Origin of the sequence: Pseudomonas tensinigenes (genome assembly GCF_014268445.2) — a bacterium.
GTDB lineage: Bacteria > Pseudomonadota > Gammaproteobacteria > Pseudomonadales > Pseudomonadaceae > Aquipseudomonas > Aquipseudomonas tensinigenes.
This window is the reverse complement of record NZ_CP077089.1, coordinates 5,665,001-5,678,428: the sequence shown is the minus strand read 5'-3', so window position 1 is coordinate 5,678,428 and position 13,428 is coordinate 5,665,001. Positions and strand designations below refer to the sequence as shown.

The window sequence follows — 13,428 nt, the reverse complement described above, 5'->3', positions numbered from 1 at the left end:
GCGAGCAGGCTCGCTCCCACAGGGGATTTGTGTTTGACGCAGATTCAGTGTGGGAGCAAGCCTGCTCGCGAAGGCCGTTACGCGGTGCTGATTCTTAAAAAGTGTTTAAAGGTTAATCATTTCTTAACCGGTTTATCGTTTATTCCCCGATGCTGATGATAGGCGCTCGTTCGTTTACATGATCAGGATCGCCCCCATGTCGCACCTCACCTTCGCCCGTCGTTTCAGCTTCGCAGCCATCGGTCTTTCGGCCGCGTTGCTGACGAGCCCGTTTGCCTTTGCCGAATCTGCCCTGATAAAACCGCAGACCCTGATCGTCGATCAGAGCCTGCCCAAGACGCAGGTCGAAGCTATGGAATTGGCCGCGCGGCGTTACGCCAGTTTCTGGAATTCCGGTGAAGAGGCGTTGGCCACGGCGGCGCTGTCGCCGCAGTTTGTCGACCAGACCCCACCTGAAGGCCGGGTGCAGGGGCCGACCGGGCCGTTACTGGCGTCGAAGTTCTTTCGCACGGCGGTGCCGGACTTGAGTTGCGACATCGAGCAAATGATCATCGCCGGTGACCGCGTGGTGGTGCATCTGCATTTTCGCGGGCATTTCAGCGGTACGTTCAAGGCTCTCAAAGGGCAGGGCCAGCGTGTAGACTTCCGGGCAACCGATATCTATCAGATTGATAACGGTCGCATCGCGGCCAATTGGCATATCGAAGACAACATCAGCTTGATGGCGCAACTGCAAGCGCAGCCGCCGGCCAGCTGAACCATGGACAATAAAGGAAACGCGATGAGCGAGGAAACGATTCGACTGGGACGTGAGCGGCGCTTTCTGGTGCTGCTGGGCATCATCTGCCTGGCACTGATCGGCGGTGCGCTGTACATGCAGATCGTGCTCGGCGAAGCACCGTGCCCACTGTGCATTTTGCAGCGCTATGCATTGCTGCTGATCGCGCTGTTCGCGTTCATCGGCGCGGCGATGCGCAGCCGTCGCAGCATCACCGTGTTCGAAGTGCTGGTGGTGCTTTGCGCGATTGCCGGGGCCGGTGTGGCCGGGCATCACGTGTACACGCAGTTCTACCCGGCGGTCAGCTGTGGCATCGATGTGCTGCAGCCGATTGTCGATGATCTGCCGCTGGCGAAGATTTTCCCGCTGGGCTTCCAGGTCGACGGTTTCTGCTCGACGCCGTACCCGCCGATCCTCGGCCTGTCGCTGGCGCAATGGGCGCTCGTGGCGTTCGTGCTGGTGGTGATCCTGGTGCCGCTGCTGACCTCGCGTAACCGAAAAGCACTGCGCTGAGTCAACTATTCGGCTGTCTGGCCGATACAGAAAACGCCCCGATTTGCGGATCAGCCAATCGGGGCGTTTTTGCATTTCAGAGTGTTTGTGAAAACACCGTGACGGACGGCAAGGCAGGGTGTGGCAGGTGTGCGACATGTTGTCACACGCGCGGTGTCGCAGGACGCTTCAGTGATGCGGAATCGGGCGTTGTTACAAAAAAGGATTGGTCTGCTTCGGGGTTTTTCGGCTTTAGCACGCGGGTGCCAGAGCAGGCAGTTTTAACAAGCGCGGGCATATGGCCAAAAGCCTTGGGTTATCGGGGCTTGCGCTGTTCGAGCGTTCGGAAAAAGCCTTCAGAGCTGTCTGAACTGACGCGGGTACACCTACAATTTTTGGTGTTTTTGTTGAGAATTGATTTCGATAAGATGCGGAACTTTTGCAAAAATGGCGATGGATTGTTGCTCGAACGGATAAAAATTATTTCGGGATAAGACATGGTGTATAGGGCGCTACCTATCTACAATCGCCCGCACTGAATTCCCGGCACTGTTCAGCCTTTATTAAGGAACGCTTTTTATTAAGGCGCTGCGCAGAAAGTCGGGTGTCGAGTGAGTCGCAAGGCTTCCAAGACACCCAGGTGTCGGTGCCTTCCAACTTTCCGCACCAAATGGAATTGGTCTGTAACAAGGCCTTTGACCACGAATTCGAATAAGAACTGACCGCTGTCCCAGGTTTTGTCGAGCGTCTGACGCGCGACGGGCGGCCCTTATTCAATCCAAAGAAAATGCCAACCCTTGGCAGGGTGAAGTGTTGGCGATCAAAACCCAACTGCATTGCGCAAGCTGCTTTAGAGGTCGTGAGATGAGTAAAAACAGGTACCCCAGATTACTAGGCCTAGTGCCGCTGCTCGGCACGTTGTTGCTGGGAGGCTGCAACATGACCTTGCTCAATCCAACGGGCCAGGTCGGCCTGGAACAGCGCAACCTGATCATCACCGCGACCCTGCTGATGCTGTTGGTCGTTGTGCCGGTTATCGTCATGACCTTCCTGTTCGCCTGGAAGTACCGCGCGTCGAACAAGAACGCCGTCTACACCCCGAAATGGTCGCACTCGACCAAAATCGAAGTGGCAGTCTGGACCATCCCGGTTCTGATCATCATTGCCCTGGGTTACATCACCTACATTTCGACCCACGAACTGGACCCGTATCGTCCGATTCAATCCGACGTCAAGCCTGTGACCATCGAAGTGGTCGCGCTGGACTGGAAGTGGCTGTTCATCTACCCGGAACAAGGCATTGCCACGGTCAACAAGATCGTGTTCCCGGCGCACACGCCAATCAACTTCAAGATCACCTCTGACGCTGTGATGAACTCGTTCTTCATCCCGGGTCTGGGCGGCCAGATCTACGCGATGGCGGGCATGCAGACCAAGCTGCACCTGATCGCTGACCGTAACGCTGAAATGGACGGTATCTCCGCCAACTACAGCGGCGCGGGTTTCACCGGTATGAAATTCAAGGCTATCTCCACCACTCAGGAAGATTTCGACGCCTGGGTAAGTGAAGTCAAGAAGTCACCTAAACAGCTTGATCAAGCTGAATACGCGGCCCTTGCCAAACCGAGCCAGAACAACCCAGTCGAGCTCTACTCCTCGGTCACGCCGAACCAGTTCCAGATCATCGTCGACAAGTACGAAGGTATGAAGCCGGGCAAGCCGCTGAAGCACGAGAAGAAAGAGAAAGAAGTGGCGGCCACGGAAATTGACTCGAGTTCGCATTCAGCTGCCGGGGCAGAGGAGTAAACGATGTTTGGTAAATTAAGTTGGGAAGCAGTCCCATTCCACGAGCCGATCGTGATGGTGACCATCGCCATGATCGCCCTCGGTGGTCTGGCGCTGTTCGCTGCAATCACCTACTTCAAGAAGTGGACCTACTTGTGGACCGAGTGGCTGACTTCGGTCGACCACAAGAAAATCGGCGTGATGTACATCATCGTCGCCATGGTCATGCTGCTGCGCGGTTTTGCCGACGCCATCATGATGCGTACCCAGTTGGCCATGGCCACCGAGGGTTCGCCTGGCTACCTGCCACCTGAACACTATGACCAGATATTCACCGCTCACGGTGTGATCATGATCATCTTCATGGCGATGCCATTCTTCACCGGCCTGATGAACCTTGCAGTGCCGCTGCAGATCGGCGCGCGTGACGTTGCGTTCCCGTTCCTGAACTCCCTGAGCTTCTGGCTGCTGGTATCCGGCGTAGTACTGATCAACCTGTCCCTGGGCGTCGGCGAATTCGCCAAGACCGGTTGGGTTGCCTATCCACCATTGTCGGGTCTGCAATACAGCCCTGGCGTGGGCATGGACTACTACATCTGGGCGCTACAGCTATCCGGGTTAGGTACGACGTTAACGGGGGTTAACTTCCTCGCGACCGTACTGAAAATGCGTACCCCTGGCATGAAACTGATGGACATGCCGATCTTCACCTGGACCTGCACCTGGGCAAACGTTCTGATCGTGGCTTCGTTCCCGATCCTGACCGCTACCCTGGCACTGCTGACCCTTGACCGTTACATGGATTTCCACATTTTCACCAATGAACTTGGTGGCAATCCAATGATGTACGTCAACCTGTTCTGGGCGTGGGGCCACCCTGAGGTTTACATCCTGATCCTGCCGGCATTCGGCATCTTCTCGGAAGTGATCTCGGCGTTCACCGGCAAGAAACTGTTCGGCCACCACTCGATGATCTACGCCTCGGGCGCGATCTCGGTACTGGGCTTCATGGTTTGGCTGCACCACTTCTTCACCATGGGTTCGGGTGCAAGCGTCAACGCCTTCTTCGGTCTGGCGACGATGCTGATTTCCATCCCGACGGGTGTGAAGCTATTCAACTGGCTGTTCACCATCTACCAGGGCCGTCTGCGCTTCACCAGCCAGGTTCTGTGGACTCTGGGCTTCATGGTGACCTTCGCCATTGGCGGCATGACCGGCGTACTGCTGGCCATCCCGGGTGCTGACTTCGTTCTGCACAACAGCCTGTTCGTGATCGCGCACTTCCATAACGTGATCATCGGCGGCGCGGTATTCGGTTACATCGCTGGTTTCGCGTTCTACTTCCCGAAAGCGTTCGGCTTCAAGCTGCACGAAGGCTGGGGTAAAGCAGCGTTCTGGTTCTGGATCTCGGGCTTCTTCGTCGCGTTCATGCCGCTCTATGCACTGGGCTTCATGGGCATGACCCGTCGTCTGAACGCCACCACCAACCCTGAGTGGGTACCGTACCTGTACGTTGCCATGTTCGGTGCGGTGATGATCGCTGTGGGTATCGCCTGCCAGCTGATCCAGCTGTACGTGTCGGTGCGTGACCGCAACAAGCCAGAGAACGTTTGCGATCACGGTGACCCGTGGAATGCACACACCCTGGAATGGTCGACCTCGTCGCCACCGCCGTTCTACAACTTTGCTGTGCTGCCTAAGGCTGACTGCATCGACCCGTTCACTGAAGCCAAGGAAAACGGTACTGCGTACCAGCGTCCGGCCAAGTACGAGCCGATCCACATGCCGAACAACACCGCCACTGGCGTGGTGATGGGCGCACTGTTGACCGTCTTCGGTTTCGCAATGATCTGGCACATCTGGTGGCTGGCGATCGCGAGCCTGGTAGGCACCGTCGTTTACTTCGTGATCCACGCTGCACGTGACGACCAGGGCTATATGGTTCCGGTTGAAACGATCGAGCGTATCGAAGCCGAGCAGCACAAGCGTCTGGTTGCGGCAGGGAAAATCCCGGCCGGTGCCACCCGTGTTGAAACCTCGTTGGAACAGGCTTAAACCATGTCGAACTTAGTGACCAATGTTGGACACGCCCATGGTGACCATGGGCACGATGACCATCACCACGACTCGGGCGAGATGACCGTATACGGTTTCTGGCTCTACCTGATGACCGACTGCATTCTGTTTGCGTCGATCTTCGCGGTGTACGCAGTACTGGTAAACAACGTAGCCGGTGGCCCGTCGGGCCACGACATCTTCGAACTGCCATACGTGCTGGGCGAAACCGCTCTGCTGTTGTTCAGTTCGATCACCTACGGCTTCGCCATGCTGGCGTTGTACAAAGGCAAGAAGCAGGCGGTCCTGGGCTGGTTGTTCATGACCTTCCTGCTCGGCGCAGGCTTTATCGCCATGGAGATCAACGAGTTCCACCTGCTGATCTCCGAGGGCTTCGGTCCTAGCCGTTCGGGCTTCCTGTCCGCGTTCTTCACCCTGGTCGGTACCCACGGTCTGCACGTTTCGGCGGGTCTGATCTGGATGGGCATCATGATGTACCAGGTCAACAAGCACGGCCTGACGGCGACCAACAAGACCCGTCTGAGCTGCCTGAGCCTGTTCTGGCACTTCCTGGACGTGGTGTGGATCTGCGTATTCACCGTTGTTTACCTGATGGGGACTCTGTAATGGCTAATGCACACTCCCATGACAGCCATGATGCTGGCCACGGCAGCGTAAAGTCGTACGCCATTGGCTTCATCCTGTCGGTGATCCTGACCGTCATCCCATTCGGTCTGGTGATGTACCCGAGCCTGCCGAAGGCCACCACGCTGGCAATCGTTCTGCTGTTCGCAGTGATCCAGGTGATCGTTCACCTGTATTACTTCCTGCACCTGGACCGTTCCATTGCTCAGCGTAACAACGTGATTGCATTCGTCTTTACGGCGATCGTGATCGTGCTGCTGGTTGGCCTGTCGTTGTGGATCATGTTCAGCATCCACACCTACATGATGGCGAAGTGAGGTAAGACCCGATGTCGCTCAAGCACTTTATCCAAATCACCAAACCGGGGATCATTTTCGGTAACGTGCTTTCTGTGGCAGGCGGGTTCTTCCTGGCCTCGAAAGGGCATGTGGATCTGGCGGTGTTTCTGGCTGCCATGATCGGTACATCCCTGGTTGTTGCCTCCGGTTGCGTGTTCAACAACTGCATCGACCGCGACATCGACCTGAAGATGGAACGCACCAAGAACCGGGTGCTGGTGCAGGGCTTGATCTCCCTGAAACTGGCGCTGGTCTACGCGACCATCCTTGGTGTTCTCGGCGTTGCATTGTTGTACAAGGTGGCCAATCCGTTGGCCGCTTTGTTCGCGGTGATCGGCTTCATCATCTACGTCGGCTTCTACAGCCTGTACCTCAAGCGCAAGTCGGTTCACGGCACGCTGGTGGGCAGTCTGTCGGGCGCCATGCCGCCAGTGATCGGTTACGTCGCCGTAACCAACAGCTTCGACATGGCCGCGCTGACGTTGCTGGTGATGTTCAGCCTGTGGCAGATGCCGCATTCCTACGCCATCGCGATCTTCCGCTTCAACGATTACCTGGCCGCATCGATTCCGGTGCTGCCAGTGAAGCGCGGGATTCAAGTGGCCAAGAAGCACATCCTGCTCTACATCCTGGCGTTCCTTGTAGCGACCTTGATGCTGACCTTCAGCGGTTACGCCGGCATGAGCTACCTCGCCGTCGCCGCGGCCATGGGCATGTACTGGTTGTACATGGCCTGGACCGGCTACAAAGCGGTGGATGACACGGTCTGGGCACGCAAGCTGTTCGTGTTCTCGATCTTCACCATCACTGCGTTGAGCGTCATGATGTCCCTGGACTTCAAGGTGCCCGCAGAGCTGCTGCTGACGTACGCGCCGTAAGGCTCAAGGGCTTGAAGAAAAACCCCGCACATTGAGAGATGTGCGGGGTTTTTTGTTGGGTGGATTATGCTGATTTGATGTGCTGCCATTCGCGAGCAGGCTCGCTCCCACAGGGGATATTCGATCGACGCAGATCCAATGTGGGAGCGAGCCTGCTCGCGAATCCCAACGTCACTGAATTTGCTGGGTTGCTGGTTGCAGACTTCCGGTAAACCCCCTAGATTTGGATCCAACCATGACAGTGATAGCTCCTTGCCATTTGCGGTTGCCCATCTGTCTTAACCTGCGGTTCTTCATGCACTGATCATAAGGCTGGGCGAGATGACTGAGAGGATGACCTGCGACGAGCGTTTTATTGCCCTGGCCCAAGAGCTGAACTACGACATCTATGGCGAGAACACCGCCGGCGGCAATTACGCGCCGCTGATCCGACATCACGATGAGTTGTACATCAGCGGCATGGTGCCGCGCACTAATGGCAAGATTCAGTACCCGGGTCGCGTCGGACTGGAGCTGACCCTCAAGGATGCGCAAGCCGCCGCCAGCATCAGTGCGATGCGTTGCCTGGCGCTGATCGTCGATGCGGTGGGTTCGCTGGACAAGATCAAGGCGTTGTTGCGGGTGACGGTGTATGTGAAGTCGACGCCGGACTTCGTTGATCTGAGCGAAGTCGCCAACGGTGCGTCGGACGTGTTCAGTCATGTGCTCGGTGATGCCGGCCGGCACACGCGCACTACGGTTGGCGTGTATCAGTTGCCGAAGAACGCGGCGATTGAGGTCGACATGATCGTGGCGTTGCATCCTTCGGCTTGAGGGTTGTTTGACGGCTTGCCCTCACCCTAACCCTCTCCCTCGGGAGAGGGGACTGACCGAGGTGTCTTGCGCTATACATCGACCTGAGAGACCGAGGCGATTGGATTCCGCACAGCACTTTCATTTCGGGGGCGATTGTGGATTCGGCACATCACTTTCATTTCGGTGTACTTCTACAATATTCCCAAATCGGCTCCCTCTCCCTCGGGAGAGGGCTGGGGTGAGGGGCGAGGATTTTCGCCTCCTCACGAATCCCAAGCCGGACAACAAAAAGCCCCGCACTGAATCCCAGTGCGGGGCTTTTTCGTTCAGCGCTGCGCTAGTACTGCGCGGCGATGCTGTACCCATCGAATGCAGTCTGCTGTTGCAACGCAGTGATGATGTTCTTGCGGTTAACGGTTTGTTCGGTGCCGGCATTGTCGATGAACGTTTCGCTCTCCAGCTCCGCTTCTTCGCCTTCTCCGACGAAGGTGAAGCCGAGGAACTCCAGCGCTGCACGGTCAACGTTCAGGCGCGAGCGTGGCGTGCGCAGTGGCAAGGTCACGCTGATGCCGTCCTTGCTGATGGTGAAGATTTCGACTTCCTTCTTCTTCGCAGCCTTGCTCTTGCCGCCGCTCGGATTGCTGATCGCCTGATGGGTCTGGTTCAGCACTTTCAGCGCGAGGCCGTAAACGATTTCCTGGAACGCCGGATCGTCCTTGAAGCTGGACAGGATGCGGCCGATCGAGAACTTGCTGCTGAGGTCTTCGAGGGCGGCGAGGTCGGCGGCTTCGGCGTCTTTCAGCGCCTTGAGTTCGCCCATCAGCTCGTAGGCCTTGTCGTCATCGAAGCTGTCGTGAGCCTGACGGATCGCCGCGCGCAGCTCGCGGATCTGGTCGCTTTCGCGGGTCGACTGGAACGCGTCCAGGACCATCTCGCTGATGATTTTGGCTTGTGGCAGGTGTTGTGAAAGATTGATGGAGTTTTCGTATTCCGCTTTGGACGATTCGGTGACTACGGATTCAGCGGTGTTGAAATCGGACATTGAAATTTCACTACTTTTTAACTTGAGTGGAGATGAGAAAGCCGAGGGCTTTTTCAGGCCGACTAATTTAGGGGAGCGCGGCGGCGTTGTCACGGAGCAACGGTCTGCCGGTCGAGTTTTTTCCCGGCGTGCACTATTTCAAGCGCGGCCGTTCCATGGCGATCACCGAGGTCTCAAAACCCAGGCTGGCAAAAAAAGCCTCTGCGCCCTCGCGTCCGGCACGCAGCACCCACGTGATATCCGGATTGTCGCCCATGATGTGCTCGACCAGTGCGCGGCCAATCCCAGCACGCCGATGCTGGTCGTCGACCACTACCATCGACAGATAACCATTGGACAAACCATCGCTGATCCCACGAGCGAATCCGATGATCTGCTCACCCTGGACGGCGACGGCGGTGCGCTGAGAGTTCTTGATCAACTGGGCGAAGTGTTCAGGTGAGCCGGTGCGATGGCCCCAGCCATGCTCCCCGAGAAACTGCCGCACCGATTGCGTTTCGGCGGGCAGCAAATCACGTACGTTGAGAGTGTTGTTCATCTGCTGTTCATGTCCTTGTCAGCGAGTTTTCAGGGGAACGTCGAGCAGGCAGTCTCAGGATTTCCCCCACGTCTGCATCGCAAACTCCACGAACCGGCGCAATTTCGGCAAGCGATAGCGATCTGGCGCGTAGAGCAGATGCATCGGTCTGCTGGGTGGCTGGAAGTCGGCGATCACCTTCACCAGTCGGCCTTCACGCAGGTCTTGTTCTACCAGCGCATCCGGCAGCATCACGATGCCCATGCCGGTGCGGGCAGCCTGATGTAAACCGGCAGAGCTGTTGATCAGCATAGGCCCGCTGACGTCGACCATGATTTCCCCGTCGGGCCCTCCGAGGCGCCAGCGCTTTTCCACCGATTGCCAGTCGTCGCCGGCGGGATAGGCGAACGACAGGCAGTCGTGCTGTTGCAAGTCTTCGGGGGTTTTCGGCATGCCGCGCCGGGCAACGTAGTGCGGCGAGGCGCACACAGTCAGGGTGTAGTCGATCAAGGGCCGGGCGATCAAGTTGGACTGGTCGAAATTGCCCAGCCGAAACGCCACATCGAGGCCGCTCTCCAGTAGATCGGGACGGCTGTTGGTCAGCACCACATCGAGTTTGACCTGCGGGTACAGCAGGGAAAACTCACTGAGCGCCGGAGCCAGCCGTTCAACGCCGAAGGTCAGTGGCGCGGTGAGGCGCAACATGCCCCGGGGTTGATCGAGGGTCTGCTCGGCGAGGCGTTCGGAATCGGCGACCAACCCCAACACTTCCAGACAGCGCTGGTAGTAAACACTGCCGAATTCAGTGAGCCGCTGACGCCGGGTGGTGCGTTGCAGCAGTTGCACGCCGAGCCGTCGTTCCAGCGCGCGCAGATGATTGCCGACCATGGTCGTCGACATATCGCACTGCAACGCGGCCGCCGTCATGCTCCCGGCTTCGACGACTTTGACGTACACGCTCATCGACTGGAACAGGTCCATTATCAAGCTCTGCTTTTAAATGAATGAAGTTTTGCCGAGTTTATCCAGTTTCGCTGGCTAACCATACTGCCAGCACACCGACCTGCACTGGAGTTTGAAGTCATGACCGCCGCCCTGATGAACACCTACCAACCACTGGCCCTGAGTTTCACCAAAGGCCTCGGCACTCGCCTGTGGGATCAGGCCGGCCGCGAGTATCTGGATGCGGTGGCCGGTGTCGCGGTGACCAATGTCGGCCACTCGCACCCGCGGATTGTTTCGGCGATCAGCGAGCAGGCGGGATTGCTGCTGCATACGTCCAATCTGTACAGCATCGACTGGCAACAACAACTGGCCAAACGGCTGACTGAGCTGTCGGGCATGGAGCGTGCATTCTTCAATAACTCCGGTGCCGAGGCCAATGAAACGGCGCTGAAACTCGCGCGTTTGTACGGCTGGCGCAAGGGCATCGAACAGCCGCTGGTGGTGGTCATGGCCAACGCGTTCCATGGCCGCACACTTGGCACCTTGTCGGCCAGCGATGGCCCGGCGGTGCGTTTGGGTTTCAACGAATTGCCGGGGGATTTCCTCAAAGTACCGTTCGGTGATCTCGCGGCGCTCGAGCAGGCGCAGAAAAAGCACGGCGAGCGCATCGTGGCAATTCTGGTCGAGCCGATTCAGGGCGAAAGCGGCGTGCAGCTTGCGCCGCCCGACTACCTGAAAGCGCTGCGCGAACTGTGCAATCGCCATGCGTGGTTATTGATCCTCGATGAAATCCAGACCGGCATCGGCCGCACCGGCCGCTGGTTCGCGTTTCAACATGAAGGCATCGTTCCGGATGTCATGACCCTGGCAAAAGGTCTGGGCAATGGTGTGCCGATCGGCGCTTGTCTGGCGCGGGGCAGGGCTGCGGATCTGTTCACGCCCGGCAGCCATGGCAGCACTTTCGGTGGCAATCCGCTGGCGTGTCGGGTCGGTTGCACGGTGCTGGATATCATCGAAGAGCAGGGTCTGCTGGAAAACGCCCGGATTCAGGGCGAGCGTTTGTTGACTCGTCTGCGTGCAGAGCTGGCGGACAATCCCAATGTGCTGGCGATTCGTGGGCAGGGCTTGATGATCGGTATCGAGCTGAAACAACCGGTGCGGGATCTGACCCTGATCGCGGCGCGGGATCATGGGCTGTTGATCAACGTCACGCGGGGCAAGACGATACGGCTGCTGCCACCGTTGACGATTGATGAGCGTGAGGTGGAGATGATTGTCAGAGGTGTGGGGCGAGCACTGATCGCGCATTGATGGCTTGTAAGTAGCACTGTGGGAGCGAGCCTGCTCGCGAAGGCGGACTATCGGTCGACATCTCTGCTGGATGATCGACCGCTTTCGCGAGCAGGCTCGCTCCCACATGTACGGTGTAGGCCTTAGTCCGGATAATCCGCCAGATCCGGCGCCAGCATCCGTGTCTTCGCCTTGCCATTCGAATTGTGCTGAATGATCTCGCGCGGCTGCCCCTGTTCATTGAAAAACACCTGACCGATCCCCGCCGAATTCCACAAGCGTTCGCCTGCCTCAGCATGTTCCGGCGTGTACGGCACGATGCGCATGCGTCGGCGTTTGGTGAACCAGTTCAGCGGTGAGCGTGGCGAGTAGAGCCAGCGGTTGAGGCGGTCGAACCATTCCAGCAGGCTTTTCGGAAACTCGTTCTTGATGCCGCTGCTGGTGATCTGCCAGATCCGCGGCCCGGCCTTGCGGTGGCGGATAAGCACTTCGTAGACAAAGGAATAATGCACATCGCCCGACAGCACCACGTAATTACCCGGTGTGCGCGAGTGGCGGAAAATATTCAGGATCACCTGCGCCGCACCGCGATGAGCCATCCAGTTTTCCGCGTCGACCAGCAGCGGGTAGCCGCACCAACTGAAGACCTTCTGCACGGTTTCAATCAGCTTCACGCCGAAGATCGGCGCCGGGGAAACGATGATCGCTGACGGGTGATCGAGCAGTTCCTGTTGCAGTTCGCTCAGCGCCTCCCAATCGAGCAGGCCCGAGGGTTGCTTGAGCGCCATCTCACTGCGCCAGCGCCGTGTGCGCGTGTCGATGACCACCAGCGCGGGGCTGGTTGGCAGGACGAAATGCCATTGCTGAAAGCGCAGCAAATCATCGATCAGAGCATCCTGCACCGGGCTGTCGAGGTATTGATCATCACCGCTGGCGCTAAGGCTCAGGGTTTTTCCCAGCACATCCTTGAACGCATCGGGATTGTTGCCCCAGCCCTGACACAACATATAGGCGATCAGCGCATTGCCGATAATGCGTTTGGAGAACGGGTGGCCGTAGGCTGTTTCCTCCCATTGCGCGGACAGATTCCAGTCATCGGTGATGTCGTGATCGTCGAAAATCATCAGGCTCGGCAGATGCGCCAGCGCGCGGGCGACCTTGCCCAGTCCAGCCTTGAAGGCGTCAATGCGAGTCTGCTCGAGGGCGTAGCGCTTGAGGCGTTCGGGCGTCAGTTCGGGCGCTTGCGGGTCGATCAGCGACCAAGCCGTCGGCGCCCACACCAGCAAGTACATCGCCATGACTTCGGCGAAGGTCACCAAGTGATTGTCAGCGCTGCTGCTGGTGAAAATCGGCTTACGCGCACCGCCGAAAAATCGCTCGCGCAATGTCTCGTTGCTCTCCAGCGCTGGTAACAAATCCGCGCGGTGGTAGTAACTGGCCGGGTGTTCATAGAGCTTCGCGCTGTCGCTGACCACGGCGCCTTCGAGATGTTCGTTGAACAAGCCGAGACGTTCGATCAAGGCATGAGTCGCCCGCAACATCGGGCCGGCGACATCGTCGGCGTAAACCTGGTCGCCGCTCATCATCAGCCAGGCCGGGCGTTGTTGCGGGTCGGCTTCGCTTGCCAATAGCTGATCGACGCAAAGCAAACCATCCGCCGCCGGGTGATGCGGTTTGCGGCAGGAGCCGTGCAGCAGTTGGTCGATCCGCGAGCGCAGGACGAAGTTCGGGCAGGTTGCATCGCCGTACAGCAGATGCGCCGCCCAGTCAGCGATGCCAGTGGTGTCGTCGATCAGCAGGTCATAGTCGATTTGCGTATCGCAGGGCAGGGCGTTTTCGAGAGTAACGTCGATAAGATGAACAAACGC

Annotated in this window: 13 protein-coding genes (1 of these 13 running past the window's edge); 9 read left to right on the top strand and 4 right to left on the bottom strand. The window is 58.0% G+C overall.

The window, feature by feature from the left end:
• The first annotated feature begins 196 nt into the window (after nucleotides 1-196).
• From HU718_RS25120 to HU718_RS25085, 8 genes are all read left to right on the top strand, one after another.
• Nucleotides 197-757, top strand: coding sequence for an ester cyclase (locus HU718_RS25120; RefSeq protein ID WP_186616704.1), 561 nt, complete (start codon nucleotides 197-199; stop codon nucleotides 755-757).
• Between the two features lie 24 nt (nucleotides 758-781).
• Nucleotides 782-1,291, top strand: coding sequence for a disulfide bond formation protein B (locus tag HU718_RS25115; RefSeq protein WP_137218398.1), 510 nt, complete (start codon nucleotides 782-784; stop codon nucleotides 1,289-1,291).
• Between the two features lie 843 nt (nucleotides 1,292-2,134).
• Nucleotides 2,135-3,076, top strand: coding sequence for a ubiquinol oxidase subunit II (cyoA, locus tag HU718_RS25110; RefSeq protein ID WP_007916947.1), 942 nt, complete (start codon nucleotides 2,135-2,137; stop codon nucleotides 3,074-3,076).
• 3 nt (nucleotides 3,077-3,079) lie between these two features.
• On the top strand, nucleotides 3,080-5,110 hold the full coding sequence (gene cyoB / locus HU718_RS25105; RefSeq protein ID WP_042560959.1) for a cytochrome o ubiquinol oxidase subunit I: 2,031 nt from the start codon (nucleotides 3,080-3,082) through the stop codon (nucleotides 5,108-5,110).
• 3 nt (nucleotides 5,111-5,113) lie between these two features.
• Nucleotides 5,114-5,737, top strand: coding sequence for a cytochrome o ubiquinol oxidase subunit III (cyoC, locus tag HU718_RS25100; protein WP_007916943.1), 624 nt, complete (start codon nucleotides 5,114-5,116; stop codon nucleotides 5,735-5,737).
• Nucleotides 5,737-6,072: a cytochrome o ubiquinol oxidase subunit IV gene (gene cyoD, locus HU718_RS25095; RefSeq protein ID WP_007916940.1), complete on the top strand. Its 336-nt coding sequence runs from the start codon at nucleotides 5,737-5,739 to the stop codon at nucleotides 6,070-6,072. The genes cyoC and cyoD overlap by 1 nt, the downstream gene beginning before the upstream one ends.
• Before the next feature lie 11 nt (nucleotides 6,073-6,083).
• Nucleotides 6,084-6,971 carry a heme o synthase gene (gene cyoE / locus HU718_RS25090; protein ID WP_007916939.1) on the top strand — a complete coding sequence of 296 codons (888 nt, stop codon included), beginning with the start codon at nucleotides 6,084-6,086 and terminating at the stop codon, nucleotides 6,969-6,971.
• A 321-nt stretch (nucleotides 6,972-7,292) separates the two neighbouring features.
• On the top strand, nucleotides 7,293-7,784 hold the full coding sequence (locus tag HU718_RS25085; protein ID WP_007916938.1) for a RidA family protein: 492 nt from the start codon (nucleotides 7,293-7,295) through the stop codon (nucleotides 7,782-7,784).
• Nucleotides 7,785-8,103: 319 nt separating this feature from the next.
• On the opposite strand, the gene HU718_RS25080 is transcribed toward HU718_RS25085, so the two are convergent.
• From HU718_RS25080 to HU718_RS25070, 3 genes are all read right to left on the bottom strand, one after another.
• Nucleotides 8,104-8,808: a hypothetical protein gene (locus HU718_RS25080; protein ID WP_186616703.1), complete on the bottom strand. Its 705-nt coding sequence runs from the start codon at nucleotides 8,806-8,808 to the stop codon at nucleotides 8,104-8,106.
• Nucleotides 8,809-8,941: 133 nt separating this feature from the next.
• Entirely contained in the window at nucleotides 8,942-9,346 is a 405-nt protein-coding gene (locus HU718_RS25075; protein ID WP_150707700.1) for a GNAT family N-acetyltransferase, read from the bottom strand.
• 54 nt (nucleotides 9,347-9,400) lie between these two features.
• On the bottom strand, nucleotides 9,401-10,306 hold the full coding sequence (locus HU718_RS25070) for a LysR family transcriptional regulator (RefSeq protein ID WP_038362897.1): 906 nt from the start codon (nucleotides 10,304-10,306) through the stop codon (nucleotides 9,401-9,403).
• 102 nt (nucleotides 10,307-10,408) lie between these two features.
• On the opposite strand from HU718_RS25070, the gene HU718_RS25065 reads away from it, so the two are divergent.
• Nucleotides 10,409-11,581, top strand: coding sequence for an aspartate aminotransferase family protein (locus tag HU718_RS25065; protein WP_150731669.1), 1,173 nt, complete (start codon nucleotides 10,409-10,411; stop codon nucleotides 11,579-11,581).
• Between the two features lie 122 nt (nucleotides 11,582-11,703).
• Here HU718_RS25065 and HU718_RS25060 read toward each other — a convergent pair whose 3' ends face one another.
• Nucleotides 11,704-13,428, bottom strand: the 3' portion of a protein-coding gene (locus tag HU718_RS25060; RefSeq protein WP_186616702.1) for an alkaline phosphatase D family protein. It continues 195 nt past the right edge of the window; only the last 1,725 of its 1,920 coding nucleotides appear in the window; its start codon lies beyond the right edge, outside the window; its stop codon occupies nucleotides 11,704-11,706.

Coding starts and splice junctions, on each gene's coding strand:
- HU718_RS25120 (WP_186616704.1), top strand. CDS start 197: ATGTCGCACCTCACCTTCGCCCGTCGTTTCAGCTTCGCAGCCATCGGT.
- HU718_RS25115 (WP_137218398.1), top strand. CDS start 782: ATGAGCGAGGAAACGATTCGACTGGGACGTGAGCGGCGCTTTCTGGTG.
- cyoA (WP_007916947.1), top strand. CDS start 2,135: ATGAGTAAAAACAGGTACCCCAGATTACTAGGCCTAGTGCCGCTGCTC.
- cyoB (WP_042560959.1), top strand. CDS start 3,080: ATGTTTGGTAAATTAAGTTGGGAAGCAGTCCCATTCCACGAGCCGATC.
- cyoC (WP_007916943.1), top strand. CDS start 5,114: ATGTCGAACTTAGTGACCAATGTTGGACACGCCCATGGTGACCATGGG.
- cyoD (WP_007916940.1), top strand. CDS start 5,737: ATGGCTAATGCACACTCCCATGACAGCCATGATGCTGGCCACGGCAGC.
- cyoE (WP_007916939.1), top strand. CDS start 6,084: ATGTCGCTCAAGCACTTTATCCAAATCACCAAACCGGGGATCATTTTC.
- HU718_RS25085 (WP_007916938.1), top strand. CDS start 7,293: ATGACTGAGAGGATGACCTGCGACGAGCGTTTTATTGCCCTGGCCCAA.
- HU718_RS25080 (WP_186616703.1), bottom strand. CDS start 8,808: ATGTCCGATTTCAACACCGCTGAATCCGTAGTCACCGAATCGTCCAAA.
- HU718_RS25075 (WP_150707700.1), bottom strand. CDS start 9,346: ATGAACAACACTCTCAACGTACGTGATTTGCTGCCCGCCGAAACGCAA.
- HU718_RS25070 (WP_038362897.1), bottom strand. CDS start 10,306: ATGGACCTGTTCCAGTCGATGAGCGTGTACGTCAAAGTCGTCGAAGCC.
- HU718_RS25065 (WP_150731669.1), top strand. CDS start 10,409: ATGACCGCCGCCCTGATGAACACCTACCAACCACTGGCCCTGAGTTTC.